Origin of the sequence: Pseudomonas sp. MF6751, from assembly GCF_016613265.1 — a bacterium.
Taxonomy (GTDB): Bacteria; Pseudomonadota; Gammaproteobacteria; order Pseudomonadales; family Pseudomonadaceae; genus Aquipseudomonas; species Aquipseudomonas fluorescens_BV.
The window spans coordinates 1-24,794 of record NZ_JAENSV010000027.1; the positions used below are offsets into that span (position 1 = coordinate 1).

A 24,794-nucleotide genomic window follows, 5' to 3' on the forward strand; every position below is an offset into this window, starting at 1 on the left:
ACCACACAGGCGTTGGTAATACTGGCCCGCAAGCTTGCTCGGGTGGTGTTCGCTCTGCTGAAAGGGCAAAGCGAATATCAACCAAAAGTTGGTTGAGGGTTGCCCCTCAACCATAGAATCTCCCACACGCCAAATCAAAGGCAAAAAAAAGCCGACCCATAAATGGATCGGCTTGATAACAACCCCGAAGGATTATTACTTGCGGCTTGCTTTTTCAAGCATGCGCAGAGCGCGCTCGTTAGCTTCGTCAGCAGTCTGTTGTGCTTTTTGAGCAGCAGCCAGAGCTTCATCAGCTTTACGGTAGGCTTCGTCTGCACGGGCCTGGGAGCGAGCTGCTGCGTCTTCAGTTGCAGTCAGACGAGCTTCGGTTTCTTTGGAGACGCTGCTGCAACCGGTAGCCAGAACTGCGGCCAGAGCCAGAGCAGAGAATTTCAGAACGTTGTTCATCGTGTTCCCCTTCAAGGACTTTCAATTTAATGGCTACTTTCTCAGAGTGAGCTAATAGCCGGCGTACATACTACCCATTACTTGTAGTAAGTAAACTGACGTTGCGCAAGAAGCAAAAAAAATTCTTGTACCGAATCTATTTTGGCTAATCTTTTGGCGGTCTGTATGAAAACTGTCCAGATTTTTGCACCTCGACGAACATTGGATCCAGGCTGAAAGGGCCGGCCCGCATGTGTTAAGCCTTGTAAACAGATGAAATTTTATATAACGAAGCGGGGCACTTTGGTTGCGCTCGGCTTTACTGCGGCAGGCATCTTTCGCGCATCTAGAGGTGACTTTAAGTGCGCCAGTTCGTCTCAAGCTTCAACTGCCGGCAATGTTCAGGCTATCGGTCACCGGTTGATCGAGGCCCTTTCTATATCCACCAGCGGCAGGGGATGACGAGTGCGCCTTGAGCAATTTCAGGATTGGTGCCTACTATTCCCTATGTGCTGGTTGTGAGCGCTCACGGTTTTCTCGCTGTCGAAACCGGCACGGGGTGGCGTAGATGTTCCTTCGCCGGAAAAACATCGGTAAGGTAGGGTCGTTAATTCAGACCCGCGAGGAGTAGTGATGAGCGAGGCGTTGTCCATCCACCATGACCAGGCTGGTCATCAGTTCGAGACCAATGTGGACGGTCATCGTGCCTACCTGACCTACATGGACCTCGGGAAGCAGACCCTGGATATCTATCGCACCTTCGTGCCCAACGCACTGCGGGGGCGAGGCATTGCGGCTGCGTTGACCGAGGAAGCCTTGAAGTTTGCCGAAGAGGCTGGCTACACGGTGATCCCCTCATGCTCCTATGTCGAACGCTATATGGAGCGCCACCAGCGCCATGCTGCGAAGCTGTAACTGACCAGTTGCCAATACAAAACGCCGGGCTTGGCCCGGCGTTTTTGTGTGCGCGAAACAGGTATTGGCTCAGGTGCGTTTGCGCTGGGGCAACACGTCCTTGAGTTTGGCATGCATGCTGCGCAGGGTGGTTTCAGTGGCGGACCAGTCGATGCAGGCATCGGTGATCGACACGCCGTATTGCAAATCGGCCAAGTCTTTTGGAATCGCCTGGCAACCCCAGTTCAAATGGCTCTCGACCATCAAGCCGATGATCGACTGGTTGCCCTCCAGAATCTGGTTGGCAACGTTCTCCATCACCAGCGGCTGCAACGCCGGGTCTTTGTTGGAGTTGGCGTGACTGCAGTCAACCATGATGTTTGGCTTGATCTTGGCCTTGTTCAGTGCCTGTTCGCACAACGCGACGCTGACCGAATCATAGTTGGGCTTGCCATTGCCACCACGCAGCACCACGTGACCGTAGGCGTTGCCCTTGGTCGTCACGATGGACACGCCGCCTTCCTGGTTGATACCCAGGAAACGGTGAGGGCTGGAGACCGATTGCAGCGCATTGATCGCCACGGTCAGGCCGCCGTCAGTGCCGTTCTTGAAGCCTACGGCCGAAGACAGGCCGGACGCCATTTCGCGGTGCGTCTGGGATTCGGTGGTGCGTGCGCCGATGGCCGACCAGCTGATCAGGTCCTGCAGGTATTGCGGGGAGATCGGGTCGAGGGCTTCGGTTGCGGTGGGCAGGCCCATTTCAGCCAGGTCCAGCAGCAGCTTGCGACCGATGTGCAAGCCATCCTGGATTTTGAAGGAGTCGTCCAGGTACGGGTCGTTGATCAAGCCTTTCCAGCCGACGGTGGTACGCGGTTTCTCGAAATACACGCGCATGACCAGGTACAAGGTGTCGGACACCTCTGCCGCCAGCACCTTGAGGCGCTCGGCATATTCGTGGGCGGCCTTGAGGTCGTGGATAGAGCAGGGCCCGATCACCACGAACAGGCGGTGGTCGGTGCCGTCGAGAATGTCACGGATGACTTCGCGGCCCTTGGTGACGGTCTGCAGGGCAGCGTCGCTCAGGGGGATTTCGCGCTTGAGCTGATCGGGGGTGATCAGGGTCTCGTTGGATTCAACGTTAAGGTCATTGATCGGTAAATCAGCCATCGTGTTACTCGCCAGGGTCACGGGTGCCGGCCGCCAGCTATCCCCGTGCGGCGGGCACAGCATGATTTGAATGCAGGGGGGAGGAACCTTAGCGCGTAACACGGGCCCGCGACAATGGGCAAAGCCCGGTTTAATCCAGCGCTGGCTGCACAATCGCCTCATGGGAGAACTCGCCGGCATGGCGCGACACCCAGTCACGGGCCATGGCTTCAAGTTGCGCAGGCGTTGGCTCGGCATCTTCGTGCAGGCGGCAGTAACGCTCGATCTGGCACACTTGCTCGCCCATTCGCGCACCGAACAAGGCGTGTTCATCGGTAAAGCAAATACCGATGCGATAGCCCTGTTCGACTTTGCGGCACCAGGCGACATAGCCCGGATAACGGGCGCTGGGCCCCAGGGAAGGGATACGCAGGTCAACCGCCGTGCCGGCGCGCCAGGCACGTGGCCAATTGCAGGCGACGCCGCCGCGGCCGATAGTGTGCAGGCGTTGGCGGGGCAGGGCGGGAGAGGGACGTTGGATCAACTCGACAGCGACATCATCAGGGTGAGGTAAAAAACGACCCATGTACACGGACTCCGAGCGCCGTCCAGTTGACGGCAATAGCAGCAGTATAGTGAAGGAACTGGAATTGACCGACCTGGATATTGACCAGCAATTGCTGGGATTGCCAGGTATTTCGCTGGTAGTGTTCACCAGTGTCGGTTGTGCCAGTTGCCGCTGGGCACGCCAGCAGTTGCCTGGCTGGCACTTGCCGGTGGACCGCGTGTGCTGGGTGGATGCCGGGCACAACGGCGGTGCGGTGGAACGCTACCAGATCTTTCATTTGCCGGCGTTGTTCCTGGTGTGCGAGGGTCAATTCCTTGGGCAATTACAGACACGTCTTACAGCATCCGACCTCGCCGAATGCGTAAACCAGGCGCTCAATCGAATACCAGAGGATTTGCCATGACCGCAGTTGCAGCCCCGTCGCCACGCATTGGCATTATCGGTACCGGTGCCATTGGTGGTTACTACGGACTGATGCTGGCGCGTGCCGGCTTCGATGTGCATTTCTTGTTGCGCAGCGAATATGCCGCGGTGAGCAGGCATGGCCTGCACGTCAACAGTACGGTGCATGGGCAACTGCACCTGCATCCGGTGCAGGCCTATGCCAGCGCCGCCGACATGCCGCCGTGCGACTGGCTACTGGTGGGCACCAAGTCCACCGGCAATGTGGACCTGGCGCCAACCATCGCCCAGGTGGCGGCGCCGGACGCCAAAGTGGTGCTCTTGCAAAACGGCCTCGATGTGGAAGACAGCCTGCGTGAACACCTGCCGCCGTCGCTGCATCTGTTGGGCGGCCTGTGCTACATCGGTGTGCACCGCTCGGCCCCCGGTGTGGTCGAGCATCAGGCGTTGGGCCGGGTCAACCTGGGCTATCACAGTGGCGCGGCGGCCAACGACGAGGTGCAGCAACAGGCGATTGTCGAAGCCGGCGCCGGGCTGTTTCATCAAGCTGGCATCGAGTCCCAGGCCATGGCCAATGTGCATCTGGCGCGTTGGCACAAGCTGGTCTGGAACGTGCCGTTCAACGGCCTCTCTGTGTTGTTGGGCACGGGCACCACGGCCATGATGGCCGATGAGTCCAGCCGCGAGTTGATCCAGGCGCTGATGGCCGAGGTGGTGCAGGGCGCTCATGCCTGCGGGCATGAAATTCCTGCCAGTTACGCTGGGCAGATGTTCGCCATGACAGAAACCATGGACGACTACCTGCCCAGCATGTACCACGACCATCTGCACAAGCGGCCGCTGGAGCTGGCGGCCATCTACGCCCGCCCCTTGGCCGCTGCCAAAGCGGCCGGTTGCGAACTGCCACGCATGCAGGCGCTCTATCAGGCCTTGAGTTTTATTGATCGGCACAACCGCTGATTGGGGGGAACCACCATGGTGAAGGGATTGGCTGACAAACTGGTGCTGGCGATTTCCTCACGAGCGCTGTTCGACCTGAGTGACAGCCACAAGGTTTATCTGGCTGAAGGGGTCGAGGCTTACCGCAAATACCAGATCGAGCACGAGGAAGAAACCCTCGAGCCTGGCGATGCCTTCCCGCTGGTCAAGAAGCTGCTGAGCCTGAATGCCAGCCTGGGGCGTGCGCGGGTCGAGGTGGTGTTGGTGTCGCGCAACAGTGCCGATACCGGGCTGCGGGTGTTCAACTCGATCCAGCATTACGGCCTGGATATTTCCCGCGCCGCTTTCGTAGGCGGGCGTAGTCCCTATCCCTATTTGGCCGCCTTCGGTTGTCATCTGTTTCTCTCCACCCATGCTGAAGATGTGCGCAGCGCCCTCGATGCCGGGTTTGCGGCCGCGACGATTTTGTCTGGCGGCCCGCGCCGCGCTTCCAGCGAAGAGCTGCGCATCGCATTCGATGGCGATGCCGTGCTGTTCTCCGATGAGTCCGAGCGTGTCTACCAGGCCGGCGGGCTGGCAGCCTTCCAGGCCAGCGAGCGAGAGTCGGCGCGCCAGCCTTTGCACGGCGGTCCGTTCAAGGGCTTCCTGGCGGCACTGAACCTGTTGCAACGCGAGTTTGCCGATGAGGCCTGCCCGATCCGTACCGCGTTGGTCACCGCACGTTCGGCACCGTCCCATGAACGCGTGATCCGCACGTTGCGCGAGTGGGATATCCGCCTGGATGAGTCGCTGTTCCTCGGTGGCCTGGAAAAATCCGCGTTTCTGGAAGCCTTTGCCGCCGATGTGTTTTTCGATGACCAGGCCGGCCATTGCGAGAAAGCCAGGGAGGTAGTGGCCACCGGGCACGTGCCCCATGGCATCAGCAATGAGTTGAGAATCCAGACCGAGAGCTAGCTGCTAAGCTCATTCAATTCCCGCCATCCTGGCAGTCCAGGAGGTTATATGATTCGCTCGATGCTGTTTGCCACGGACCTCGGTCTGTATGCACCCTATGTGATGCAACATGCAGTGGCGCTGGCGCGAACGTTCAAGGCTGACCTGTATGTGATCCACGTGGTCGAGCCCATTGGCTTGTTCGCCGAATCGGTGTTGCAGAGCTACCTTGATGAAACCGCCTTGAGCGAATGGCAGAGCAAGGGGCTGAGCACGGTGATGGCGACGATTGAACAGCGCGTGCTGGACAGCTTTCGCGAGGAGTGGGAGGAAGGGGAGCAGGACCTGCAATGGATTCGCTCGGTCAAGGTTATCCAGGGGGACCCTTGCGAGGTGATTCTCGACCAGTTGCGAAAACTGTCCGTCGACTTGCTGGTCGTAGGCAGTCATAGCCAGGCAACCGGCGTGGCCGTCCCCCTTGGGCGTACCGCCGCACGGGTGTTGCAGTTGTCCCCGGTGCCGGTTTACCTGGTGCCGTCGCTGCAGCGTCGGCGCAGTGACGATAGTTGATCGGTAAAAACGATAAAAAGTTCTAGATTTATCCGTTAAACCTTTAATATAGTTATATACCGTCGCTGATACCCGTGGCGTCTATCTGCTTTGAGGGATTCATATGAAGCTTCAACAACTGCGCTACATCTGGGAAGTGGCGCACCACGACCTCAACGTTTCCGCTACCGCTCAAAGCCTCTATACCTCGCAGCCTGGTATCAGCAAGCAGATCCGCCTGCTCGAAGACGAGTTGGGCGTCGAAGTCTTCGCACGCAGCGGCAAACACTTGACCCGTGTCACTCCAGCTGGCGAGCGCATCATCACCACCGCCGGCGAGATCCTGCGTAAAGTCGAAAGCATCAAGCAGATCGCCCAGGAGTTCTCCAACGAGAAGAAAGGCACCTTGTCGATCGCCACCACTCACACCCAGGCGCGCTATGCATTGCCGCCGGTGATCCGTGATTTCATCAAACAATACCCAGACGTAGCGCTGCACATGCACCAGGGTTCGCCCATGCAGATTGCCGAAATGGCCGCTGACGGCACAGTCGATTTTGCCATCGCCACCGAGGCCCTGGAATTGTTCGGCGACCTGGTAATGATGCCTTGCTACCGTTGGAACCGCTGCGTGGTTGTGCCCCAGGGGCACCCTTTGGCCAAGCTGCCGAAGCTGACCCTGGAAGCCTTGGCTGAATACCCGATCGTGACGTACGTGTTCGGCTTTACCGGCCGTTCCAAGCTCGACGAAGCGTTCAGCCATCGCGGCCTCACGCCCAAGGTGGTGTTCACCGCTGCCGATGCCGACGTGATCAAGACCTATGTTCGCCTGGGCCTGGGCGTCGGGATCGTCGCCAAGATGGCGGTCGACACCAACCTGGACAAAGACCTTGTGGTGCTGGATGCCAGCGAACTGTTCGAGTCCAGCGTGACCAAGATCGGTTTCCGCCGCGGCACCTTCCTGCGCGGCTTCATGTGCGACTTCATCGAGAAGTTCGCACCGCACCTGACCCGTGAAGTGATGGCCAAGGCGATCCAGTGCCACAACAAGCAAGAGCTGGAAGAGTTGTTCGACGGCGTTGAATTGCCCGTCCACTGACCGCGATGACCCTGTAGGTTATCTGGCCTCGGTAACCGTAAAGTGCTGCCGAGCGCCGGCCACCAGAATCTCCACCTCTTCATCGATACGCTTGCCCAACAGGCCTTTGCCCAACGGCGAGCGCGGCGTGATGACGGTCACCGGTTGCCCGACCACATCCACTTTCAAACCCGCTGCATCCGGCGCCAGGAACAGCCATTGCTGACGACCGTCCTCGTCTTCCAGGCCCACCAGCGTGCCGATCTCTATCCCGCGTCGATCATCGTATGCACGTAGCTGCAGTTGCTGGCACAGCACCAGCGATTGCTTGATCTCCTCCACTCGCCGGGCCTGCCCGGTGGCCAGGTACGAAGCCTCCAGGCCGAGGGTGTCGTATTTGTTCTCGGCAATGTTTTCTTCGTGGGTCGCGGTTTCGTAGGCGGTCTGCGCGGCGCGTTGGACGATGTCGAGGTCGACGGTGAGCTTTTCCAGGATCAACTGGAGCACGGCGTGTTTATTCATGGCGGTATCTGGCATCAATCGCAGAATTGCAGGACATTGGCCCGCGTCTTTTCATTGGGGGCGTTCTGGTCTTGTTGCAGCCAGAACTGGCATTTGGGATTGGACAGGTTACGCGCGTTGCTTCGGGCCTGGTCCAGGGCCTGTTGTTGTGCCTGTTTTTGCAGGTTTTGTTGGTACTGTTCGAACAGACGGTTCGGTGGCTGCGGCTCAACCATCGCCGGTTTGCCCAATTGCTGAACCGCCTGTGCCACCGGCGCCAGGCTCTGGGGGAACAGGTAGCGAGACGCCAGCCAGGTGGTCAGCGCAATGGCGATAAACCCTAGCCACACGCCTGCGGCAATCGCGATGCAGAGTTTGAGCAGCGATAACGGACGGTCAGACATGAGAGCCTCCTGGCAGGCATTGACGGCATGACGGTGATTGTCGCACAGCCTCTGTGCAGAATAATCGCGATCAAGCCTTCTGCATCCACGCATTTATGCGGACAATCGAACCTTTGATTGATGGAGCCCGGAATGAAAGCCCGCTGGGATATTTTTTGCAGTGTCGTCGACAACTACGGCGACATCGGCGTGACCTGGCGCCTGGCCCGGCAGTTGGTGGTGGAGCATGGCTGTGACGTGCGCTTGTGGGTCGATGACCTGCGGGCCTTCGAACGCATGTGCCCGGACATTGATGTGCAGGTGGGCCAGCAATGGCAAGAGGGCGTCGAAGTGCGTCACTGGCCGGCCGAATGGCCAGGCGCGCACCCGGCCGATGTGGTGATTGCTGCGTTCGCTTGCCAGCTACCGCCTGAGTACATGGACTGCATGGCCGAGCGTGAGCGTATGCCATTGTGGATGAACCTGGATTACCTCAGCGCTGAAGACTGGGTGGTGGGTTGTCATCGCTTGCCTTCGGTGAAGTACAAAGGCGTGCAGAAATACTTTTTCTTCCCCGGGTTTCGCCCTGGCACCGGCGGCCTGTTGCGTGAAGCCGGCTTGTTGGAGCGACGCCAGGCGTTTCAACAGGACGCCGCCGAGCAGCAACAGTTCCTGCAAAGCCTGGGCGTTGCTCCGACGGCCGGCGCGCGTTTGATGTCGCTGTTTGCCTATGAGAATGACGGGTTGGCCGGCTGGCTGGACGTGCTGGCAGCCGATGGGCGCAGGACGCACTTGCTGGTGCCGGAAGGGCGCATTCTGGGGGATGTGCAACGCTGGCTGGGGGTGAGCAGTTTGTCGGCGGGAGACATTCAGGTGCGCGGCACGCTGACCGTTCAGGTCATTGCATTCGTGCGTCAGGAGCAATATGACCGATTGCTATGGTGCTGCGAATTCAACGCCGTACGTGGCGAAGACTCGTTCGTGCGTGCCCAGTGGGCGGGGAGGCCAATGCTATGGCACATCTACCGCCAGGACGAAGACATCCACCTGGACAAGCTCGATGCCTTCCTGGAACTGTACACTGCCGCACTTTCACCGGCCGCCAAGGCTGCCGTCGTCACGCTTTGGCAAGCCTGGAACGCTGATGGCGATATGGCTCAGTCCTGGAAAATGCTGCTGGAACACTGGCCCGAGGTCACCCAGCACGCTGAGAAGTGGTGTCTGGAACAAGGCTTGCAGGCCGATCTTGCGACGGCGCTGGTACAGTTTTATGAAAGTTGGATATGATACGCCACCTTGATTTTTGTCAATCCCATCCAAATTTCGGATATACGCAATGAAAACTGGTAAAGAACTGAAACCCGGTACAGTGATCCGTCTCGAAAACGACCCTTGGCTGGTTCAGAAAGCTGAGTTCACCAAGTCTGGTCGTAACAGCGCAATCATGAAGACCAAGCTGAAGAACCTGCTGACCGGTTACAAGACCGAGATCGTCTACAGCGCCGATGACAAACTGGACGACGTAATCCTCGACCGCAAAGAAGCGACCCTGTCCTTCATCAGCGGCGACACCTACACGTTCATGGACACTACCGACTACACCATGTACGAGCTGAACGCTGAAGATATCGAAGCCGTTCTGCCGTTCATCGAAGAAGGCATGGAAGACGTCTGCGAAGCTATCTTCTTCGAAGATCGCCTGGTTTCCGTAGAGCTGCCGACCACCATCGTGCGTCAGGTTGACTACACCGAAGGTTCGGCTCGCGGTGACACTTCCGGCAAGGTGATGAAGCCTGCCAAACTGAAGAACGGTACCGAGCTGAGCGTTGCAGACTTCATCGAAATCGGCGACATGATCGAGATCGACACCCGTGAAGGTGGTTCGTACAAAGGTCGCGCCAAGAAGTAATTCTGGCCCCGGCGATACGAAGAAAAGCCCGACCTTGAGTCGGGCTTTTTCATGGGCGTCTGTTTTTCAGACCGTTACATGCAAGCGCACATCAACGTTGCCACGGGTGGCGTTGGAGTATGGGCAGACCTGGTGCGCGGCGTCGACCAGGCTTTGCGCGTCATCCTGGGCCAGGCCCGGCAGGCTGACATGCAGGTCGATATCCAGGCCGAAGCCGCCCGGGATCTGGCCGATGCCAACGTGGGCGGTGATCGAAGCGTCATCCGGGATTTTGCGTTTGGTCTGGCTGGCAACGAATTTCAGTGCGCCGATAAAGCAGGCGGAGTAGCCGGCAGCAAACAATTGTTCGGGGTTAGTGGCCTGGCCACCGGCGCCACCCAACTCCTTGGGAGTCGACAGTTTGACGTCGAGGATATTGTCGCTGGAAACGGCGCGACCATCACGGCCGCCAGTGGCGGTGGCTACTGCGGTATAGAGCGTTTGCATGGGGCGTTCCTCTGTTGTTTTGCGCTAAACATTTGCGCGCCAAGTAGTTGGTGAGGTGAATGTATAGCGCTAATGTTTAGTGCGCAAGTTAATTTTTCAGCTTTTTGGCTGATTAAAAAATTTGAGGGCACCGCAGAGCAAAAAGTGGGAGCTGGCTTGCCTGCGATGACGGTGTGTCAGTCAATGCATTGTTGACTGATGTACCGCCATCGCAGGCAAGCCAGCTTCCACTTTTTTAGGTGTGTGTTGCGTCAGATGCTGGTTTGCAGATTGGCGCGCAACGCGATCAGGTCTCCTTGCAGCTTGCGCAATTGCTCCAGCGCCATCCCGCTGGCGCCCAGGATGCATTGCGGAACATCCTTGGCCTTCTGCTGCAAGGCGCGCCCGGCGTCGGTCAGTTCCACGACTACCACTCGTTCATCTTCGCGGCTGCGGGTACGGCTGAGCAGACCCTCGGCTTCGAGGCGCTTGAGCAGTGGCGTCATGGAGCCTGGGTCCGTCAGCAAGCGGCTGCTGATTTCGCTGACGGTCAATTCATCCTCTTCCCACAGCACCATCATGGCCAGGTATTGCGGGTAGGTCAGGCCGATGGCTTGGAGCAGCGGCTTGTAGACCTTGGTCATCAGCAATGAAGTAGAGTGCAGGGCGAAGCACAGCTGGTTGTCCAGCAACAGCGATTCGCAAGGATCAGGGTTTTTGCTCATGGTGGCGTCTCGAAAAAGCATGTCTGGGCTGGAATCTAGCGGGCAGATCTTTAATGCGCCAGATAATTGTTGTCCTCGGCTTCAGACCAGGCCACTTTGCAATGCCAGATCCCAAGGCGGCACCGGGCTGAAACGGGATTTGAGATATTCGAGCAGCAACCGGCTGCGAGCATTGGGCTGCTGTTCCAGGCGCAGCGCATAGATGCCGGCGGTTTCCGGGCTGGGCAAACCGTCTTCGCAAAACAGCGGCAACAGTTCGCCGCGTACCAGGTATTCACTGGCCAACCAGGTCGGCAGGTGAGCGATGCCCAGCCCGGCCAGTGCACCCGAGAGCAGGGCTTCGGCATTATTGGCGCTCATGCGGATGCGCCGGGGGCGATAGGTGGTGCGGCGCCCGTCCAGTTCGAAGCGCCAGGCGAACATTGGCGCCAGCCCGTCCCAGTCCAGGCCATCATGTTCGCTCAGCTCTCGAGGATGGGCCGGCGTGCCACGGCTTTTCAGGTACGCGGGGCTGGCGCAGGCGATACGCACGATACTCGCCAACGGCGTAGCGACCAGCCGGGTATCGACAATATGCCCAGCGCGCAGAACCAGATCGACCTTACCCAGATGCGCGCCCTGCATATCGACAAAGCTGTCGATCAAGTGCAGGTGCACGTCCAGTCCGGGGTACAGGTTCAAAAAGTCCGCAATGACCGGCGCCAGGTGCCGGCGGCCGAATGCTGCGGGCGCATCGACCCGGATCAACCCTTCCGGCGCATGGCTCAGCGAAACCGCTTCGGCCCGTGCCAGCTGCAACTCGCTGACAATCCGTCGTGCCCGCTCGGCAAAGGCCAGGCCCGCCGAGGTGGGCACCACCGCATGGGTGCTGCGTTGGAACAGGCGGCTGCCCACTGAGTTCTCCAGGCTGTCGATACGCCGGGCTACGGCGGAAGGTGTCAGCGGATGGCGGCGCGCGGCGGCGGAAAAACTACCGGCTTCCAGCACATCCAGAAACAGGCTGAGTTGGTCGGTCAAGGTGTTGGGGTTCATGGCTCGACGCTTATGCGAAATTGGCACAGCCATTGTGCGTTGCTGTGCGTTTCCGCGCCAGGGCCGACTGCGTAGCATGCCAAGCTTGGAATAGCGGAGTAGCGAGCGGTGTGGGATTTAGTGATGTACCTGGCATTGGGTGCGGTGTTGGGCACCGTGGGTGGGCTGTTTGGCATCGGCGGCGGGCTGATTGCTATCCCGGTACTCGGCGTGTTGTTCGGGCTGGATCAGCAAATTGCCCAGGGCACCGCTTTGGTGATGGTCGTGCCGAACGTGATGCTCGCCCTGTGGCGCTATCACCAGCGTAACCGCATCGAGTTGCGTCACGCCTTACCCTTGGGGCTGACCGGCTTTTGCTTTGCCTGGCTGGGATCGATCTGGGCGGTGGGGCTGGATGCGGGCGCCATGCGCATTGGTTTTATTGCGTTCTTGGTGGCGCTGTCTGCCTACAACTTGCTGCGCATGTTCACCCGCAACGCGCCGCCCACCACGCAAATGCGTTATTCCTGGCCCTGGCTTGGCGTCTTGGGCGCGGCATCCGGCTCCATGGGCGGGCTGTTCGGGGTCGGTGGCGCGGTGGTGGCCACACCGGTACTCACCAGCGTGTTCGGCACTACTCAAGTGGTTGCCCAAGGGTTGTCGTTGGCCTTGGCGTTGCCCAGTACCGGTGTGACCCTGGTCACCTATGCCTGGCACCACGAGGTGGACTGGATGATCGGCTTGCCGCTGGCGGTGGGTGGCCTGCTGAGTATCAGTTGGGGCGTGAAAGTGGCTCATGCCTTGCCGGAGCGTCTGTTGCGCGGCCTGTTCTGTGGCTTTTTGGTGGTGTGCGCGGTGATGCTTACCTTTAAAGTTTGAAGCCTTCGACGATGTAGTCCGCCAGGCACTCGGTGATCGGCGAGGTCATCTGCGGGTTACGCAGCAAGCGCAGGTTCATCGACGGCAAAGGCGGGAAGCCTTCGTCGCTGCCGAGCACTCGCAGGTCGTCGGTGACCAGGCTTTCCATGCTGACCATCGCCGCCAGGCCCGCACTCACCACCGCCAGGATCGCTGCTCCGTTAGAGCTGTGATAGGCCAGGCGATAATCTCGCCCGGCCGCGTCCAATGCGGCACGTGCCCAATGGGTGTACAGGCAGTCGTCGCCGGACACCGCCAGGGGCAGGGCATCGTGCTCCTCCACACAAAAGCACGGTGATGCTGCCCATACCATGCGTTCGGTACGCAACAACTCACCCAGATCATTGCCGGGCTCGCGGCTGATCACGGTCAGCGCCAAGTCCCGCCGTTGCATCAATACGGTCGATGCTTCGCAGTGCATTTCGATTTGAATCAGTGGGTAGGCTTTGGAGAACTTTTTCAGGATCCCTGGCAGAAAGCGCATCAGATAGTCATCCGGCGTGCCGATGCGCACCAATCCCACCATATGCGGCTCGCGCAGGGTATTGAACACTTCACTGTGCAATTTCAGGATGCGCCGCGCATAACCCAGCAGCACCTGGCCTTCGGGCGTGAGCCGTACCTGCCGGCCATCGCGCTCGAACAGTTTGCGCTGCAACACGTCTTCTTCCAGACGCTTCATCTGCATGCTAACCGCCGATTGAGTGCGATTGACCGTCTCGCCGGCACGGGTGAAACCGCCCTGGTCGGCAATGGCGACGAAGGTGCGCAGCACGTCTGTGTCGATGCTGGGATAGGCGGACAATTGATCAATCTCTGAGATGTAATGCATAAGAAACATTCGTTGGATTGATCATAATGCCAGGCACACACTGTCGTCATCCCCACTGGAGGGCGAGAAGATGAAAGGTCAAAAAGGTTTCATATCGACGGATAACTGGCTGTTTTCCGGGCTGTTTCACAGATTCGCGCGTTGGCAGCTGTTGCATCAGGAGCGGCAGATGCTGGCGACCCTGAGCGATGACGCACTCAAGGACATCGGGCTCAATCGCGCCGACGTCGCCCAGGAAAGCCATAGGCATTTCTGGGAAGACCCGCTGCGAAAATAAGTCCGGATGCAGTAGGGTAGGGGGCGAGCCTCAATGGAGATCGCCATGCCCGCCGACCTGTGTATTTCACTCAAGCAAGCTCGACGCATGGCGCTGGCTGCCCAGGGGTTTTCCGGGCGTCAGGCGCCTGCACAGATAAAGGCCACGCACCTCAACCGCTTGATCGAACGCCTGGGCGTTTTACAGATCGACTCGGTCAATGCGCTGGTGCGTTCCCACTACCTGCCCGTGTTTTCCCGCCTTGGTTCTTATTCCCCATCGATTCTTGAGCAGGCGGCCTGGAGCCTGGGGCGGCGGCGTACTCTGTTTGAATACTGGGGGCATGAGGCGTCGCTGCTGCCCTTGACGCTGTACCCGCTGATGGGTTGGCGTATGGAGCGCGCCCGGCAAGGGCAGGGGATCTATTCGCAGATGGCACGTTTTGGCCGTGAGCAGCAGGCGACGATTCAGCGCGTATTGCGCACCGTCGAACAGCAGGGCGCCGTGGGGGCGGGTAGCTTGTCGACCCGCGAGGAGCGTGCCGGGCCCTGGTGGGATTGGAGTGATGAAAAGCACGCGCTGGAATGGCTGTTCGCCGCTGGCCTGGTTACGGTTGCCGGTCGTCGAGGGTTTGAGCGGCTTTATGATCTGCCCGAGCGTGTTATTCCCGCAGAGGTGCTCAGGGTCTCCATGAGTGAAGGTGAAGCGCAGCGTGGCTTGCTGTTGCACAGTGCGACTGCATTGGGTGTCGCCACTGAAAAAGACCTGCGCGATTATTTCCGCCTCGACCCCGCCGACAGCCGCAACCGCTTGGTCGAGCTGGTCGAGGATGGGCAACTGCTGGCGTGCCAGGTGCGGGGCTGGAAACAACCAGCCTATTGCCTGGCGGCGCCCAAACTGCCGCGCAACGTGCCGGCCAGTGCATTGTTGTCGCCGTTCGATTCGCTGATATGGGAGCGCAGCCGCACCGAGCGCTTGTTCGAATTTCGCTATCGCCTGGAGATCTACACGCCGCAAGAAAGACGCGTGTATGGCTATTACGTCCTGCCGTTTCTCCACAACGAACGCATTGCCGCACGCGTCGACCTGCGGGCCGAGCGTGCCCATGGGCGCCTGGCCGTGCATGCCGTGCACGAGGAAGAACCTGGGCTGGATGAGGAAGGTATGTTGGCGCTGGCCTTGAACCTGCGAAAGATGGCCGACTGGCTAGGGCTGGAACAGATCCAGCTCAATTGCCAGCGGCCCAGTGCTGCCCGGTTGAGGGCTGCGATGCTGAACCGGGACGTCAGCCTTTAAGACCCTATCGCGGGCAAGCCCGGCTCCCACAGAGAAACGCGTTCAAATGTGGGAGCCGGGCTTGCCCGCGATGGCGTCATCCCCGTCGATAAAACGTCAGCGCTTTACCTGTTTCAAGGTCTCGGCAATCAGGAACGCCAACTCCAGCGACTGATCGGCATTCATCCGTGGGTCGCAATGGGTGTGATAGCGGTCCGACAGGCCGTCTTCGGTGATCGGCCGTGCGCCGCCGATGCATTCGGTGACGTTCTGCCCGGTCATCTCGATATGGATCCCGCCGGCGTAGCTGCCTTCTGCCTGGTGCACCTGGAAGAAATCCTTCACTTCGCCCAGGATCTGCGCAAAGTCGCGGGTCTTGTAGCCACTGCTGGCCTTGATGGTATTGCCGTGCATTGGGTCGCAACTCCACAGCACCTGCTTGCCCTCGCGCTGCACGGCACGGATCAGGTTGGGCAAATGGTCGCCGACCTTGCCTGCACCCATACGGGCAATGAGGTTGAGGCGGCCAGGGTCGTTATCCGGGTTGAGGATGTCGATCAGGCGGATCAGGTCGTCCGGGTTCATGCTCGGTCCGACTTTCACACCAATAGGGTTGTTCACCCCGCGCAGGAACTCGACATGGGCGCCGTCCAACTGACGGGTACGGTCGCCGATCCACAGCATATGCGCCGAGCAGTCGTAGTAATCGTTGGTCAGGCTGTCGCGGCGTACGAAGGCTTGTTCATAGTTGAGCAGTAACGCTTCGTGGGCGGTGAAGAAGCTGGTTTCGCGCAATTGCGGCGAGCTGTCCATGCCACAGGCGCGCATGAAGGCCAGGGTTTCGTCGATGCGGTCGGCCAGTTGGCTGTACTTTTCGGCGAGGGCGGAGTTGGCGATGAAATCCAGGTTCCACTTGTGCACTTGATGCAGGTCGGCAAAACCGCCCTGGGCAAAGGCGCGCAGCAGGTTGAGGGTGGCGGTGGACTGGTGGTAGGACTGCAACAGGCGGTCCGGGTCTGGCACGCGGCTTTTTTCGTCGAAGCCGATGCCGTTGACGATATCGCCGCGGTAGGCGGGCAGGGTGATGCCGTCGATGGTTTCATCGTTGGCCGAACGTGGCTTGGCGAACTGGCCGGCCATGCGCCCGACTTTCACCACCGGGCAACCGGCGGCGAAGGTCATGACAATGGCCATCTGCAGCAGCACCTTGAAGGTGTCGCGGATCTTCGCGGCGGAAAACTCGGCGAAGCTCTCGGCGCAATCGCCACCTTGCAGCAGGAAGGCACGACCCTGGGTCACTTCGGCAAACTGACGGCGCAATTCGCGGGCTTCGCCGGCAAACACCAGGGGCGGGTAGCTCGCCAGGCTCTGCTCCACTTGCTCCAAGTGCGCGGCGTCCGGGTATCGGGGTTGCTGCTGGATCGGCAGGGCTCGCCAGCTATCGGGACTCCAGGGGTGGCTCATCATGAACTCGTTTGCAGGTGGATGTTAGGGCGCCAATGTTAGCAGCAATTAGTGCGTGACCTGTGGTTGCCGCTTGGCCGACAATCGCGCCTTTGTCGTGCGGTAAACCCTTTAGGAGTAGTGATGAGCGAGGAGCGTGTCGAGCGCCTGCTGGCCGAAGTCCATGATGAATTCGGCATGATCCGTGTGCTTGAAGTGGCTGATTACCGCTTTCTCGAATTTGGCGACGCCATCGAGCAAAGCTGTGTGTTCACCGCTGACCCGAGCTGGCTGGAATACGACTACACCCGCGCGATGCTGATCGGCGCGTTGTGCCATGAACAGCCGGAAAGTGCGTTGTTCCTCGGCCTGGGCGCGGGCACGTTGACCCAGGCATGCCTCAAGTTCCTGGCGCTGGAGGATGTCGAAGCCATTGAGCTGCGCCCCGATGTACCGCGCCTGGCGATTGAATATCTGGGGCTGGATGACGATCCGCGCTTGTACATCCGCATTGGTGACGCGCTGCAATTGCTCGACAGTGCTGAAGCGGCCGATCTGATTTTCGTCGACCTCTACACCGATGTCGGCCCGGGCGTGGGGCATCTGGCCTGGACCTTCCTGGAAAACTGTCAGAAGAAACTCAACCCCGGCGGCTGGCTGGTGATCAACCAGTGGGCCACCGATGACGGCAAACCGCTGGGGGCGGCGTTGCTGCGTGGGTTGTACCACCGGCATTACTGGGAGCTGCCGGTGAAGGAGGGCAATGTGATTCTATTGGTGCCTTCGGAGCTGGATCAGGTGCTGGACCTGGATGCGCTGTCAGCCCGCGCCGAAGCCTTGGCGCCGCGATTGGGGTATTCGTTGCAGCCGTTGATCAAGGCGATTCGGCCAGCAACTTAGTTGTCAGTTCGGACGCTTTCGCGGGCAAGCCCACAGTCGAATTGCACTCTGGTTAAAATGCAATCCCCTGTGGGAGCGGGCTTGCCCGCGAAGAGGCCCTCACTAGCGACGGCTAATTCAGTTTGGTCAAATTCCCTTGAACACCCCGGGCCGCTTCTCGACCATCGCCCGAACACCCTCCTTGGCATCCTCACTGTTGAGCAGTTTACCCACCATGGGCGGCAGCGCGGCGGCTGCGACGGCCTCACCCTCCATGCGCGCCAGGCGTGCCGACATCAACGTGGCCTGCACACCCAGCGGCGCCTGGCGCGCAATGCGGTTGGCCAATTCAATGGCACGGGGCAACAGGTCTTCACTGGCCATCACTTCCTGCACCAACCCCAGGCGCAGGGCCTCATGGGCGTCGAATTCGTCGCCGGTGAGCAGCCAGCGCATCGCATTGCCCCAGCCGGCAATCTGATGGAAGCGCAATGTCGCGCCGCCAAACGGAAAGATGCCGCGTTGCACCTCCATCTGGGCAAAGCGGGTATTGCTGGCGCAGAGGTTGATATCTGCCGCCAGCATCAACTCGATACCGATGGTCAGACAGTAACCTTGGGCGGCGACGATTACCGGCTTGCTCACGCGCGGGCCGGCAAACACCCCCCACGGGTCGCACCCTCCCAGCGGCGGTTGCCAGCCGCCGGCCATTACGCCGCTGACATTGGCCAGGTCCAGCCCTGCGGTGAAGTGATCGCCATGGGCAAACACCACGGCCACACGTGCGTCATCGTTTCGATCAAATTCGCCATAGGCCAGGCTCAGGTCATTGAGCAAATCCAGGTCAAAGGCGTTGCGCTTGGCCACGCGGTCCAGGCCTAGCAATAGAACATGGCCCTCAAGTGCGCGGCTGACACGGCTACTGCTGGCTTGATTCATCGGGTGTGCCCTCGGGGCGCAGGTGAGGTTTCAGACCAAAGGGTCTCAATGGGTGGGTGAACCGTTTAAGCTCGATGACCAACAGGGCCGGGCCTTTGAAAAATAGACCCTGGCGCACGGATCTGCAAAGCGCGTGACCCAGTGCGGTTTATCGGCGCCTGGCGATAAAAAAAGCTCCCTTTTTCAGCTATTTCCGGTATAGTGCGCGCCGGCCTTTAACCGGGCCGCGTTTAGGTAGCGCAATTCCCCGAAGTCAGCTTCGGCTGCACGTCCGCACAGCGGACTCTTCCTTGACGAATCTTTTTCATTCATTCGTTTTCGCAAATCCCCGCCGACAAAGCAGCCAGGGCGACTCTTGAGTCTCAACACGGCATGCGCAGCTTTGGAGCATGGGTCTTTGCGGATGCACTTAGAGGCAGACCCATGACCCAGGAAACCGGCGGCTTCGCCGCTTTTAATCTTAACCCGAATATTCTTGCAGCCGTCGCAGCGACCGGCTACGAAGAACCTTCGGCGATTCAGCAGCAATCGATCCCGATCATCATGGCCGGTAAGGACATGATTGGCCAGGCGCAAACCGGTACCGGTAAAACCGCCGCGTTCGCCCTGCCTATTCTGCATTGCATCGATCCTGCCAAGCGCGAGCCGCAAGCCCTGATCCTGGCGCCAACCCGTGAGTTGGCGCTGCAAGTAGCAACCGCCTTTGAAACCTACGCCAAGCAAATGCCGGGTGTAACTGTTGTGGCCGTTTACGGCGGCGCGCCTATGGGCCCACAACTCAAGGCAATCCGTAATGGCGCACAGATCGTTGTCGCCACTCCGGGCCGTCTGTGCGACCACCTGCGTCGTGACGAAAAAGTCCTGTCGACCGTGAACCACCTGGTTCTGGACGAAGCTGACGAAATGTTGAAGCTGGGCTTCATGGATGACCTGGAAGTCATCTTCAAGGCACTGCCAGCGACCCGTCAGACCGTACTGTTCTCGGCTACCCTGCCGCAGTCCATCCGTGCCATTGCCGAACGCCACCTGCGCGATCCGGAGCACGTTAAGATCCAGACCAAGACCCAGACCGTTACCGCGATCGAACAGGCTCACCTGTTGGTTCACGCTGACCAGAAGACCTCGGCTGTATTGAGCCTGCTGGAAGTCGAAGACTTCGACGCCCTGATCATGTTCGTGCGCACCAAGCAAGCGACCCTGGACCTGGCCAGCGCTCTGGAAGCCAAAGGCTACAAAGCCGCTGCGCTGAACGGTGACATTGCCCAGAACCAGCGTGAGCGCGTGATCGACTCCCTCAAGGATGGCCGTCTGGACATCGTTGTGGCGACCGACGTTGCTGCCCGTGGCCTCGACGTTCCACGTATCACCCACGTGTTCAACGTTGACATGCCTTACGATCCAGAGTCCTACGTTCACCGTATCGGCCGTACTGGCCGTGCCGGTCGCGAAGGTCGTGCATTGCTGCTGGTGACTCCACGTGAGCGCCGCATGCTGCAAGTGATCGAGCGTGTTACCGGCCAGAAAGTTGCCGAAGTCCGCCTGCCGGATGCCCAGGCCGTTCTCGATGCGCGCATCAAGAAACTGACCAACAGCCTGGCGCCACTGGTGGCTGACGCTGAATCGACCCACGGCGACCTGCTGGACCGCCTGACCGCCGATATCGGTTGCACCCCGCGTGCCCTGGCTGCAGCCCTGCTGCGCAAAGCTACCAATGGTCAGGCCCTGACCCTGGCAGCCATCGAAAAGGAACGTCCACTGGTTCCGAACAGCGCGCCACGCGGTGATCGTCCAGAGCGTTCCGGTGACCGTCCAGACCGTGGTGACCGTGAGCGTCGTGCTCCAGTGCCATTGGCTGAAGGCCGTGCTCGTTGCCGTACCGCGCTGGGTGCGCGTGATGGTATCGCGGCCAAGAACCTGCTGGGTGCTATCCTCAACGAGGGTGGCCTGGCACGTGAAGCCATCGGTCGCATCCAGGTGCGTGACAGCTTCTCCCTGGTGGAGCTGCCGGAAGACGGCCTGGAAAAACTGCTGGCCAAGCTGAAAGACACTCGCGTTGCCGGTAAGCAGCTCAAGCTGCGTCGCTACCGCGAAGATTGATCCGCCCTTGGGCTGATTGATCGCACATAAAAAATCCCCGACTGGTTCGGGGATTTTTTTTCGCCTCATGTTTTAGGCTCCGACGCGATCAACTGTGAGAGCAGGCAAGCCAGCTCCCACAGGTATAACGGTGTCAGCCAAAGCGATAGATATCCATGCCCAAGGCACCCAGTGTGAAGCCTTGGTGCGCCACGCTGAAATCTGCGCCCGCACCCCGCGCAAAGTACAGCGGCAGCAAATGTTCATCGCTGGGATGGCTGCGCACGGCATGTGGCGCCTGGCGGCGATAGTCATGCAAGGCGGCGTCGTCATTGGCCGCTAGTTTGTCGACCACCCAGTCGCGAAATTCCCGGGCCCACGGTGTGATCGTCTCCGGCCCGGCGCGCCAATCCAGTTCGCCCAGGTTGTGGGTGATGCTGCCGGAGCCGATCAGCAGCACACCCTGTTCGCGCAGGCTCGCGAGTGCATGCCCGACTCGAGTCTGCAAAGCCGGGCCCAGGCGGCTGGGCAAGGACACTTGTACCACCGGGATGTCCGCTGCCGGGTACATCAGCGACAGCGGGACCCAGGTGCCGTGGTCGAAGGGGCGTTGCTCGTCAATACGTGCAGCCAGACCGTCGGCGTGCAGCAGTTCGACGATCTCACTGGCCAGCTGCGGGTCACCCGGCGCGGGGTATTGCACCGCAAACAGCTCGCGCGGAAAGCCACCGAAGTCGTGCCAGGTTTCGGGGGCAGCACTGCCGCTGACCAGCAGGTCCGGGCTTTCCCAATGCGCCGACACCACCACAATGGCTTTGGGCCGTGGCAGTTCGGCAGCGAGGCGCTGCAGCGCAGGACCGCTGGCCCCGGGTTGCAAGGCCAGCATGGGCGAGCCGTGGGAGATAAACAGGCTGGGGAGCATGAGCAGAGTCCTGAGGGTTAAGATGGAGCCATCTTCAATCAGATCATCGATCTAAATCTAATATAAGTTTTAGCGCCTTTTGATCGAATTTTCGGAGTGATTCATGCAGCCTGAATTTTGGCAGGACCGCTGGGCGAGCAATCAGATCGGTTTCCATCAGCACGAGGTTAATCCCTATTTGCAGAGGCACTGGCCAAGGCTGGGGGTGGCCGAGGGGGCAAAAGTGCTGGTGCCGTTATGTGGCAAAAGCCTTGACTTGGTATGGCTCAAGAGCCAGGGGTACCAGGTAGTGGGCGTGGAGCTGTCGGAGCAGGCGGTTGAGGCGTTCTTCAGCGAGCAGGGGCTTGTGCCGCACGTCAGTCAGCAGGGCGCCTTCAAGGTCTACCAGGCCAGCATGATCGAGCTGTGGTGTGGCGATTTCTTTAGCCTCGATGCCGGGGCGCTGGCCGGTTGCAGCGCCGTTTATGACCGCGCAGCGTTGATAGCATTGCCGCCACTGATGCGCGCGCAATACGCAGAGCATCTGAATGCCTTGCTGCCCTCAGGCTGCCAGGGGTTGCTGATTACCCTCGATTACGACCAGGGGCAGAAGGCCGGCCCACCCTTTGCTGTCACGGACGAGGAAGTGCAGGTGCTATTTGCACTGCATTGGGCGTTGGAGCGGCTGGAGGAGCGGGACATCCTGAGGGAGAGCGGAAAGTTCCTGCAGGACGGTGTTACTCGCCTTGAAGAGCGTGCTTATCGGCTGACCAGGCGCTAAAAGGGTTTTTCCTTTTGTAGGGGCGAGCGGTGAAATCAGCAGGCACAAAAAAGGGGCGATCAGATCGCCCCCTTGTTGAGTCATCCGGCTATCAGCCCCGGCGACGCAGTGCGTCAATCCGCTCTTCCAGCGGCGGGTGGCTCATGAACAGGCGAGCCAGGCCCTGCTTGATGCCGCCGTTGATGCCGAAGGCGGTCAGGCTGTCGGGCATATGCACCGGCAGGCCCTGTTCGGAGCGCAAGCGTTGCAGCGCGCCGATCATTGCGCTGGTGCCTGCCAGGCGTGCGCCGGCTTCATCTGCGCGGAACTCGCGTTTGCGCGAGAACCACATCACGATGGCGCTGGCCAGGAAGCCCAGGACCAGCTCGGCGAAAATGGTCGCCACGAAGTAGGCAATACCACGGCCTTCTTCGTTCTTGAAGATGACCTTGTCGACGAAGTTGCCGATGATCCGCGCAAAGAACATCACGAAGGTGTTCACCACGCCCTGTACCAGCGCCAGGGTGACCATGTCACCGTTGGCCACGTGACCGATCTCGTGGGCCAGCACCGCCTTGACTTCGTCGGGCGAAAACCGCTCCAGCAGGCCCTGGCTCACGGCCACCAGCGCGTCGTTCTTGTTCCAGCCGGTCGCAAAGGCGTTGGCCTCATAAGCCGGGAAAATCCCGACTTCGGGCATTTTGATGCCTGCTTCTTGAGACAACTGCTCCACGGTTTGCATCAGCCATTGTTCATGGCGAGTGCGTGGTTGCGTAATGATCTGGGTGCTGGTGCTCATCTTTGCCATCCACTTGGAGATGAACAGCGAGAACAGCGAACCGGCAAAACCAAAGACTGCACAGAAAATCAGCAGCTGATTGAGGTTCAGATCAACCCCATTGGCCGCCATGAACCCGTTGAAGCCAAAAAGGCTCAGGGTGACGCTGGCAATCAGTACGACTGCCAGGTTAGTGGCCAAGAACAGCAGGATGCGCATCATGGTTGTAGAATTCTCCTCATGCTTAATATGTCGCTCACTGCGGGGTATATAAGGTGCGGCATGGGGTGATTCAACCGGGGGACTATTTCAAACTGTGTCCTACACCGTTGGCGTAGGGCCTTGAAGGGATTTTCCGACCTGTATTGTCAGCCCTGATCGACCCGATGCTACCCTGTCGCCCCGTGATTATAGGGGGCACGTCATTGGCAGGGGCCAAATGAAGTACAACCGCAAGTAAGTGACACAGAAGTGTTGCCAGATAATCGCTGTACGACCCTTTGTGAGTCGTACAGCGTCAATTGCCTTACTGGCGATAGGACTTCAGGAAGTTACCGATGCGACCAATCGCCATCTCCAGGTCATCCACACGTGGCAATGTCACCACGCGGAAGTGATCCGGCCATGGCCAGTTGAAGGCGGTACCTTGCACGACCAGCAGTTTTTCCGACAGCAGCAGGTCGAGCACGAACTTCTCGTCGTTGAGGATCGGGCAGACTTTCGGGTCGATCCGCGGGAATGCGTAAAGCGCGCCCATGGGCTTCACACAGCTCACGCCGGGGATAGCGTTGAGCAACTCCCAGGTGCGGTTACGTTGCTCCAGCAGGCGACCTTGGGGCAGGATCAGGTCGTTGATGCTCTGGTAGCCGCCGAGGGCGGTCTGGATCGCGTGCTGGCTCGGTACGTTGGCGCACAGGCGCATGTTGGCCAGCATGTCGATGCCTTCGATGTAGCTTTGCGCATTGTGCTTGGGGCCGGAGATGGCGATCCAGCCGGAGCGGAAACCCGCCACGCGGTAGGACTTGGACAGGCCATTGAAGGTCAGGCACAGCAGGTCCGGGGCCAGGGAGGCAGTGCAGATATGCACGGCGTCATCGTAGAGGATCTTGTCGTAGATCTCGTCGGAGAACACCACCAGGTTGTGCTGACGCGCCAGTTCCAGCATGCCCAGCAATACTTCCCTGGAGTACACGGCGCCAGTGGGGTTGTTCGGGTTGATGATCACCAGGGCCTTGGTGTTGGGTGTGATCTTGGCCTTGATGTCGGCCAGGTCCGGGAACCAGTCGGCGCCCTCATCACACAGGTAATGCACCGGGTGGCCGCCCGCCAAGGTCACGGCGGCGGTCCACAGCGGGTAATCCGGGGCTGGCACCAGTACTTCATCGCCATTGTTGAGCAACGCCTGCATGGACATCACGATCAGCTCGGACACGCCGTTGCCCAGGTAGATGTCCTCGATGCCGACGCCTTCGACCTGCTTCTGCTGGTAGTACTGCATCACCGCCTTGCGCGCGCTGAACAGGCCCTTGGAGTCGCTGTAACCCTGGGCGGTCGGCAGGTTGCGGATCACATCCTGGAGGATTTCGTCCGGCGCTTCGAAACCAAACGGCGCCGGGTTGCCAATGTTCAGCTTGAGGATGCGATGGCCTTCCTCTTCCAGGCGTTTGGCGTGCTTGAGCACTGGGCCGCGAATGTCATAGCAGACGTTGGCGAGCTTGTTCGATTTGCTGACCTGCATGGCGATGTGATCCTGAAAATGAACGATCCCGACGGCGTAGGCACTACCGTAGGGTGAAGCCTGCACGGCC

At 59.7% G+C, this 24,794-nt stretch carries 28 protein-coding genes; 14 read left to right on the plus strand and 14 right to left on the minus strand.

The genetic code is table 11. The features are described 5' to 3' along the window. Positions 1-195: 195 nt before the first annotated feature. Entirely contained in the window at positions 196-447 is a 252-nt protein-coding gene (oprI, locus tag JJD66_RS19585; protein ID WP_003172710.1) for an outer membrane lipoprotei OprI, read from the minus strand. Between the two features lie 612 nt (positions 448-1,059). Here oprI and JJD66_RS19590 point away from each other — a divergent pair. Next, positions 1,060-1,341 carry a GNAT family N-acetyltransferase gene (locus tag JJD66_RS19590; RefSeq protein ID WP_003189869.1) on the plus strand — a complete coding sequence of 94 codons (282 nt, stop codon included), beginning with the start codon at positions 1,060-1,062 and terminating at the stop codon, positions 1,339-1,341. A 69-nt stretch (positions 1,342-1,410) separates the two neighbouring features. Here JJD66_RS19590 and JJD66_RS19595 read toward each other — a convergent pair whose 3' ends face one another. Together JJD66_RS19595 and JJD66_RS19600 are read right to left on the minus strand one after the other, a co-directional pair. Further along, a complete protein-coding gene (locus tag JJD66_RS19595; protein WP_003189871.1) occupies positions 1,411-2,487 on the minus strand; it encodes a 3-deoxy-7-phosphoheptulonate synthase in 1,077 nt (358 codons plus the stop codon). Between the two features lie 130 nt (positions 2,488-2,617). After that, positions 2,618-3,052, minus strand: coding sequence for a PilZ domain-containing protein (locus tag JJD66_RS19600; RefSeq protein ID WP_200648815.1), 435 nt, complete (start codon positions 3,050-3,052; stop codon positions 2,618-2,620). Between JJD66_RS19600 and JJD66_RS19605 the strand changes: the two genes are divergently transcribed. From JJD66_RS19605 to cysB, 5 genes are all read left to right on the plus strand, one after another. Continuing rightward, positions 3,051-3,437, plus strand: coding sequence for a thioredoxin (locus tag JJD66_RS19605; protein WP_200648816.1), 387 nt, complete (start codon positions 3,051-3,053; stop codon positions 3,435-3,437). The genes JJD66_RS19600 and JJD66_RS19605 overlap by 2 nt on opposite strands. Next, positions 3,434-4,396, plus strand: coding sequence for a putative 2-dehydropantoate 2-reductase (locus JJD66_RS19610; RefSeq protein WP_072448180.1), 963 nt, complete (start codon positions 3,434-3,436; stop codon positions 4,394-4,396). The genes JJD66_RS19605 and JJD66_RS19610 overlap by 4 nt, the downstream gene beginning before the upstream one ends. Positions 4,397-4,411: 15 nt before the next feature. Further along, complete coding sequence (locus JJD66_RS19615) at positions 4,412-5,329, plus strand: 5'-nucleotidase (RefSeq protein ID WP_034126732.1); 918 nt, start codon at positions 4,412-4,414, stop codon at positions 5,327-5,329. Between the two features lie 48 nt (positions 5,330-5,377). Continuing rightward, positions 5,378-5,878: a universal stress protein gene (locus JJD66_RS19620; RefSeq protein ID WP_034126733.1), complete on the plus strand. Its 501-nt coding sequence runs from the start codon at positions 5,378-5,380 to the stop codon at positions 5,876-5,878. A 103-nt stretch (positions 5,879-5,981) separates the two neighbouring features. Next, entirely contained in the window at positions 5,982-6,956 is a 975-nt protein-coding gene (cysB, locus tag JJD66_RS19625; RefSeq protein ID WP_003189876.1) for an HTH-type transcriptional regulator CysB, read from the plus strand. 18 nt (positions 6,957-6,974) lie between these two features. Here the strand turns inward: cysB and JJD66_RS19630 are convergent, their stop codons facing one another. Together JJD66_RS19630 and JJD66_RS19635 are read right to left on the minus strand one after the other, a co-directional pair. Beyond that, positions 6,975-7,457, minus strand: coding sequence for a GreA/GreB family elongation factor (locus JJD66_RS19630; protein ID WP_034127037.1), 483 nt, complete (start codon positions 7,455-7,457; stop codon positions 6,975-6,977). A gap of 14 nt (positions 7,458-7,471) precedes the next feature. Next, entirely contained in the window at positions 7,472-7,840 is a 369-nt protein-coding gene (locus JJD66_RS19635) for a hypothetical protein (protein WP_054920156.1), read from the minus strand. A 132-nt stretch (positions 7,841-7,972) separates the two neighbouring features. Between JJD66_RS19635 and earP the strand changes: the two genes are divergently transcribed. Next, positions 7,973-9,106, plus strand: coding sequence for an elongation factor P maturation arginine rhamnosyltransferase EarP (earP, locus tag JJD66_RS19640; RefSeq protein ID WP_200648817.1), 1,134 nt, complete (start codon positions 7,973-7,975; stop codon positions 9,104-9,106). 49 nt (positions 9,107-9,155) lie between these two features. Next, the gene (locus JJD66_RS19645) at positions 9,156-9,728 is read left to right on the plus strand and encodes an elongation factor P (protein ID WP_032892737.1); all 573 of its coding nucleotides are present in this window, start codon (positions 9,156-9,158) and stop codon (positions 9,726-9,728) included. 66 nt (positions 9,729-9,794) lie between these two features. Here JJD66_RS19645 and JJD66_RS19650 read toward each other — a convergent pair whose 3' ends face one another. From JJD66_RS19650 to JJD66_RS19660, 3 genes are all read right to left on the minus strand, one after another. Then, a complete protein-coding gene (locus tag JJD66_RS19650) occupies positions 9,795-10,214 on the minus strand; it encodes an organic hydroperoxide resistance protein (protein WP_034126737.1) in 420 nt (139 codons plus the stop codon). A 251-nt stretch (positions 10,215-10,465) separates the two neighbouring features. Then, positions 10,466-10,918, minus strand: a complete 453-nt coding sequence (locus tag JJD66_RS19655) for a MarR family winged helix-turn-helix transcriptional regulator (protein WP_105229104.1) — start codon at positions 10,916-10,918, stop codon at positions 10,466-10,468. An 81-nt stretch (positions 10,919-10,999) separates the two neighbouring features. Further along, positions 11,000-11,950 (minus strand): LysR family transcriptional regulator, encoded by a 951-nt coding sequence (locus tag JJD66_RS19660; protein ID WP_072448175.1) that lies wholly within the window; start codon positions 11,948-11,950, stop codon positions 11,000-11,002. Between the two features lie 108 nt (positions 11,951-12,058). On the opposite strand from JJD66_RS19660, the gene JJD66_RS19665 reads away from it, so the two are divergent. After that, entirely contained in the window at positions 12,059-12,808 is a 750-nt protein-coding gene (locus JJD66_RS19665; RefSeq protein WP_200648818.1) for a sulfite exporter TauE/SafE family protein, read from the plus strand. Here JJD66_RS19665 and JJD66_RS19670 read toward each other — a convergent pair. Beyond that, positions 12,798-13,679: a LysR family transcriptional regulator gene (locus JJD66_RS19670; RefSeq protein ID WP_200648819.1), complete on the minus strand. Its 882-nt coding sequence runs from the start codon at positions 13,677-13,679 to the stop codon at positions 12,798-12,800. The two genes, JJD66_RS19665 and JJD66_RS19670, sit on opposite strands and share 11 nt — an antisense overlap. A 70-nt stretch (positions 13,680-13,749) precedes the next feature. On the opposite strand from JJD66_RS19670, the gene JJD66_RS19675 reads away from it, so the two are divergent. Both JJD66_RS19675 and JJD66_RS19680 read left to right on the plus strand, forming a co-directional pair. Next, entirely contained in the window at positions 13,750-13,956 is a 207-nt protein-coding gene (locus tag JJD66_RS19675; protein WP_200648820.1) for a DUF1127 domain-containing protein, read from the plus strand. 45 nt (positions 13,957-14,001) lie between these two features. Then, positions 14,002-15,231: a winged helix-turn-helix domain-containing protein gene (locus JJD66_RS19680; RefSeq protein WP_200648821.1), complete on the plus strand. Its 1,230-nt coding sequence runs from the start codon at positions 14,002-14,004 to the stop codon at positions 15,229-15,231. A gap of 96 nt (positions 15,232-15,327) precedes the next feature. Here the strand turns inward: JJD66_RS19680 and JJD66_RS19685 are convergent, their stop codons facing one another. Next, the gene (locus JJD66_RS19685) at positions 15,328-16,674 is read right to left on the minus strand and encodes a class II 3-deoxy-7-phosphoheptulonate synthase (protein ID WP_105226257.1); all 1,347 of its coding nucleotides are present in this window, start codon (positions 16,672-16,674) and stop codon (positions 15,328-15,330) included. A 123-nt stretch (positions 16,675-16,797) separates the two neighbouring features. On the opposite strand from JJD66_RS19685, the gene JJD66_RS19690 reads away from it, so the two are divergent. After that, positions 16,798-17,553: a spermidine synthase gene (locus tag JJD66_RS19690; RefSeq protein WP_200648822.1), complete on the plus strand. Its 756-nt coding sequence runs from the start codon at positions 16,798-16,800 to the stop codon at positions 17,551-17,553. A 126-nt stretch (positions 17,554-17,679) separates the two neighbouring features. Here JJD66_RS19690 and JJD66_RS19695 read toward each other — a convergent pair whose 3' ends face one another. Then, a complete protein-coding gene (locus tag JJD66_RS19695; RefSeq protein WP_105226258.1) occupies positions 17,680-18,471 on the minus strand; it encodes a crotonase/enoyl-CoA hydratase family protein in 792 nt (263 codons plus the stop codon). Between the two features lie 423 nt (positions 18,472-18,894). On the opposite strand from JJD66_RS19695, the gene JJD66_RS19700 reads away from it, so the two are divergent. After that, positions 18,895-20,568, plus strand: coding sequence for a DEAD/DEAH box helicase (locus JJD66_RS19700; RefSeq protein ID WP_014717677.1), 1,674 nt, complete (start codon positions 18,895-18,897; stop codon positions 20,566-20,568). A gap of 133 nt (positions 20,569-20,701) precedes the next feature. On the opposite strand, the gene JJD66_RS19705 is transcribed toward JJD66_RS19700, so the two are convergent. Further along, entirely contained in the window at positions 20,702-21,469 is a 768-nt protein-coding gene (locus tag JJD66_RS19705; RefSeq protein WP_105226259.1) for a DODA-type extradiol aromatic ring-opening family dioxygenase, read from the minus strand. A gap of 103 nt (positions 21,470-21,572) precedes the next feature. Here JJD66_RS19705 and JJD66_RS19710 point away from each other — a divergent pair, with 103 nt between their 5' ends. Next, the gene (locus JJD66_RS19710) at positions 21,573-22,229 is read left to right on the plus strand and encodes a thiopurine S-methyltransferase (RefSeq protein WP_105226260.1); all 657 of its coding nucleotides are present in this window, start codon (positions 21,573-21,575) and stop codon (positions 22,227-22,229) included. A 91-nt stretch (positions 22,230-22,320) separates the two neighbouring features. Here JJD66_RS19710 and htpX read toward each other — a convergent pair whose 3' ends face one another. Beyond that, on the minus strand, positions 22,321-23,208 hold the full coding sequence (htpX, locus tag JJD66_RS19715) for a protease HtpX (protein ID WP_003189904.1): 888 nt from the start codon (positions 23,206-23,208) through the stop codon (positions 22,321-22,323). A gap of 304 nt (positions 23,209-23,512) precedes the next feature. After that, positions 23,513-24,724, minus strand: a complete 1,212-nt coding sequence (locus JJD66_RS19720) for a pyridoxal phosphate-dependent aminotransferase (protein WP_044273990.1) — start codon at positions 24,722-24,724, stop codon at positions 23,513-23,515. Between the last annotated feature and the right edge of the window lie 70 nt (positions 24,725-24,794).

Bases quoted from the DNA above. Each gene is read 5' to 3' on its own strand.
- oprI (WP_003172710.1), bottom strand. From the start codon at position 447: ATGAACAACGTTCTGAAATTCTCTGCTCTGGCTCTGGCCGCAGTTCTG.
- JJD66_RS19590 (WP_003189869.1), top strand. From the start codon at position 1,060: ATGAGCGAGGCGTTGTCCATCCACCATGACCAGGCTGGTCATCAGTTC.
- JJD66_RS19595 (WP_003189871.1), bottom strand. From the start codon at position 2,487: ATGGCTGATTTACCGATCAATGACCTTAACGTTGAATCCAACGAGACC.
- JJD66_RS19605 (WP_200648816.1), top strand. From the start codon at position 3,051: ATGTACACGGACTCCGAGCGCCGTCCAGTTGACGGCAATAGCAGCAGT.
- JJD66_RS19600 (WP_200648815.1), bottom strand. From the start codon at position 3,052: ATGGGTCGTTTTTTACCTCACCCTGATGATGTCGCTGTCGAGTTGATC.
- JJD66_RS19610 (WP_072448180.1), top strand. From the start codon at position 3,434: ATGACCGCAGTTGCAGCCCCGTCGCCACGCATTGGCATTATCGGTACC.
- JJD66_RS19615 (WP_034126732.1), top strand. From the start codon at position 4,412: ATGGTGAAGGGATTGGCTGACAAACTGGTGCTGGCGATTTCCTCACGA.
- JJD66_RS19620 (WP_034126733.1), top strand. From the start codon at position 5,378: ATGATTCGCTCGATGCTGTTTGCCACGGACCTCGGTCTGTATGCACCC.
- cysB (WP_003189876.1), top strand. From the start codon at position 5,982: ATGAAGCTTCAACAACTGCGCTACATCTGGGAAGTGGCGCACCACGAC.
- JJD66_RS19630 (WP_034127037.1), bottom strand. From the start codon at position 7,457: ATGAATAAACACGCCGTGCTCCAGTTGATCCTGGAAAAGCTCACCGTC.
- JJD66_RS19635 (WP_054920156.1), bottom strand. From the start codon at position 7,840: ATGTCTGACCGTCCGTTATCGCTGCTCAAACTCTGCATCGCGATTGCC.
- earP (WP_200648817.1), top strand. From the start codon at position 7,973: ATGAAAGCCCGCTGGGATATTTTTTGCAGTGTCGTCGACAACTACGGC.
- JJD66_RS19645 (WP_032892737.1), top strand. From the start codon at position 9,156: ATGAAAACTGGTAAAGAACTGAAACCCGGTACAGTGATCCGTCTCGAA.
- JJD66_RS19650 (WP_034126737.1), bottom strand. From the start codon at position 10,214: ATGCAAACGCTCTATACCGCAGTAGCCACCGCCACTGGCGGCCGTGAT.
- JJD66_RS19655 (WP_105229104.1), bottom strand. From the start codon at position 10,918: ATGAGCAAAAACCCTGATCCTTGCGAATCGCTGTTGCTGGACAACCAG.
- JJD66_RS19660 (WP_072448175.1), bottom strand. From the start codon at position 11,950: ATGAACCCCAACACCTTGACCGACCAACTCAGCCTGTTTCTGGATGTG.
- JJD66_RS19670 (WP_200648819.1), bottom strand. From the start codon at position 13,679: ATGCATTACATCTCAGAGATTGATCAATTGTCCGCCTATCCCAGCATC.
- JJD66_RS19675 (WP_200648820.1), top strand. From the start codon at position 13,750: ATGAAAGGTCAAAAAGGTTTCATATCGACGGATAACTGGCTGTTTTCC.
- JJD66_RS19680 (WP_200648821.1), top strand. From the start codon at position 14,002: ATGCCCGCCGACCTGTGTATTTCACTCAAGCAAGCTCGACGCATGGCG.
- JJD66_RS19685 (WP_105226257.1), bottom strand. From the start codon at position 16,674: ATGAGCCACCCCTGGAGTCCCGATAGCTGGCGAGCCCTGCCGATCCAG.
- JJD66_RS19690 (WP_200648822.1), top strand. From the start codon at position 16,798: ATGAGCGAGGAGCGTGTCGAGCGCCTGCTGGCCGAAGTCCATGATGAA.
- JJD66_RS19695 (WP_105226258.1), bottom strand. From the start codon at position 18,471: ATGAATCAAGCCAGCAGTAGCCGTGTCAGCCGCGCACTTGAGGGCCAT.
- JJD66_RS19700 (WP_014717677.1), top strand. From the start codon at position 18,895: ATGACCCAGGAAACCGGCGGCTTCGCCGCTTTTAATCTTAACCCGAAT.
- JJD66_RS19705 (WP_105226259.1), bottom strand. From the start codon at position 21,469: ATGCTCCCCAGCCTGTTTATCTCCCACGGCTCGCCCATGCTGGCCTTG.
- JJD66_RS19710 (WP_105226260.1), top strand. From the start codon at position 21,573: ATGCAGCCTGAATTTTGGCAGGACCGCTGGGCGAGCAATCAGATCGGT.
- htpX (WP_003189904.1), bottom strand. From the start codon at position 23,208: ATGATGCGCATCCTGCTGTTCTTGGCCACTAACCTGGCAGTCGTACTG.
- JJD66_RS19720 (WP_044273990.1), bottom strand. From the start codon at position 24,724: ATGCAGGTCAGCAAATCGAACAAGCTCGCCAACGTCTGCTATGACATT.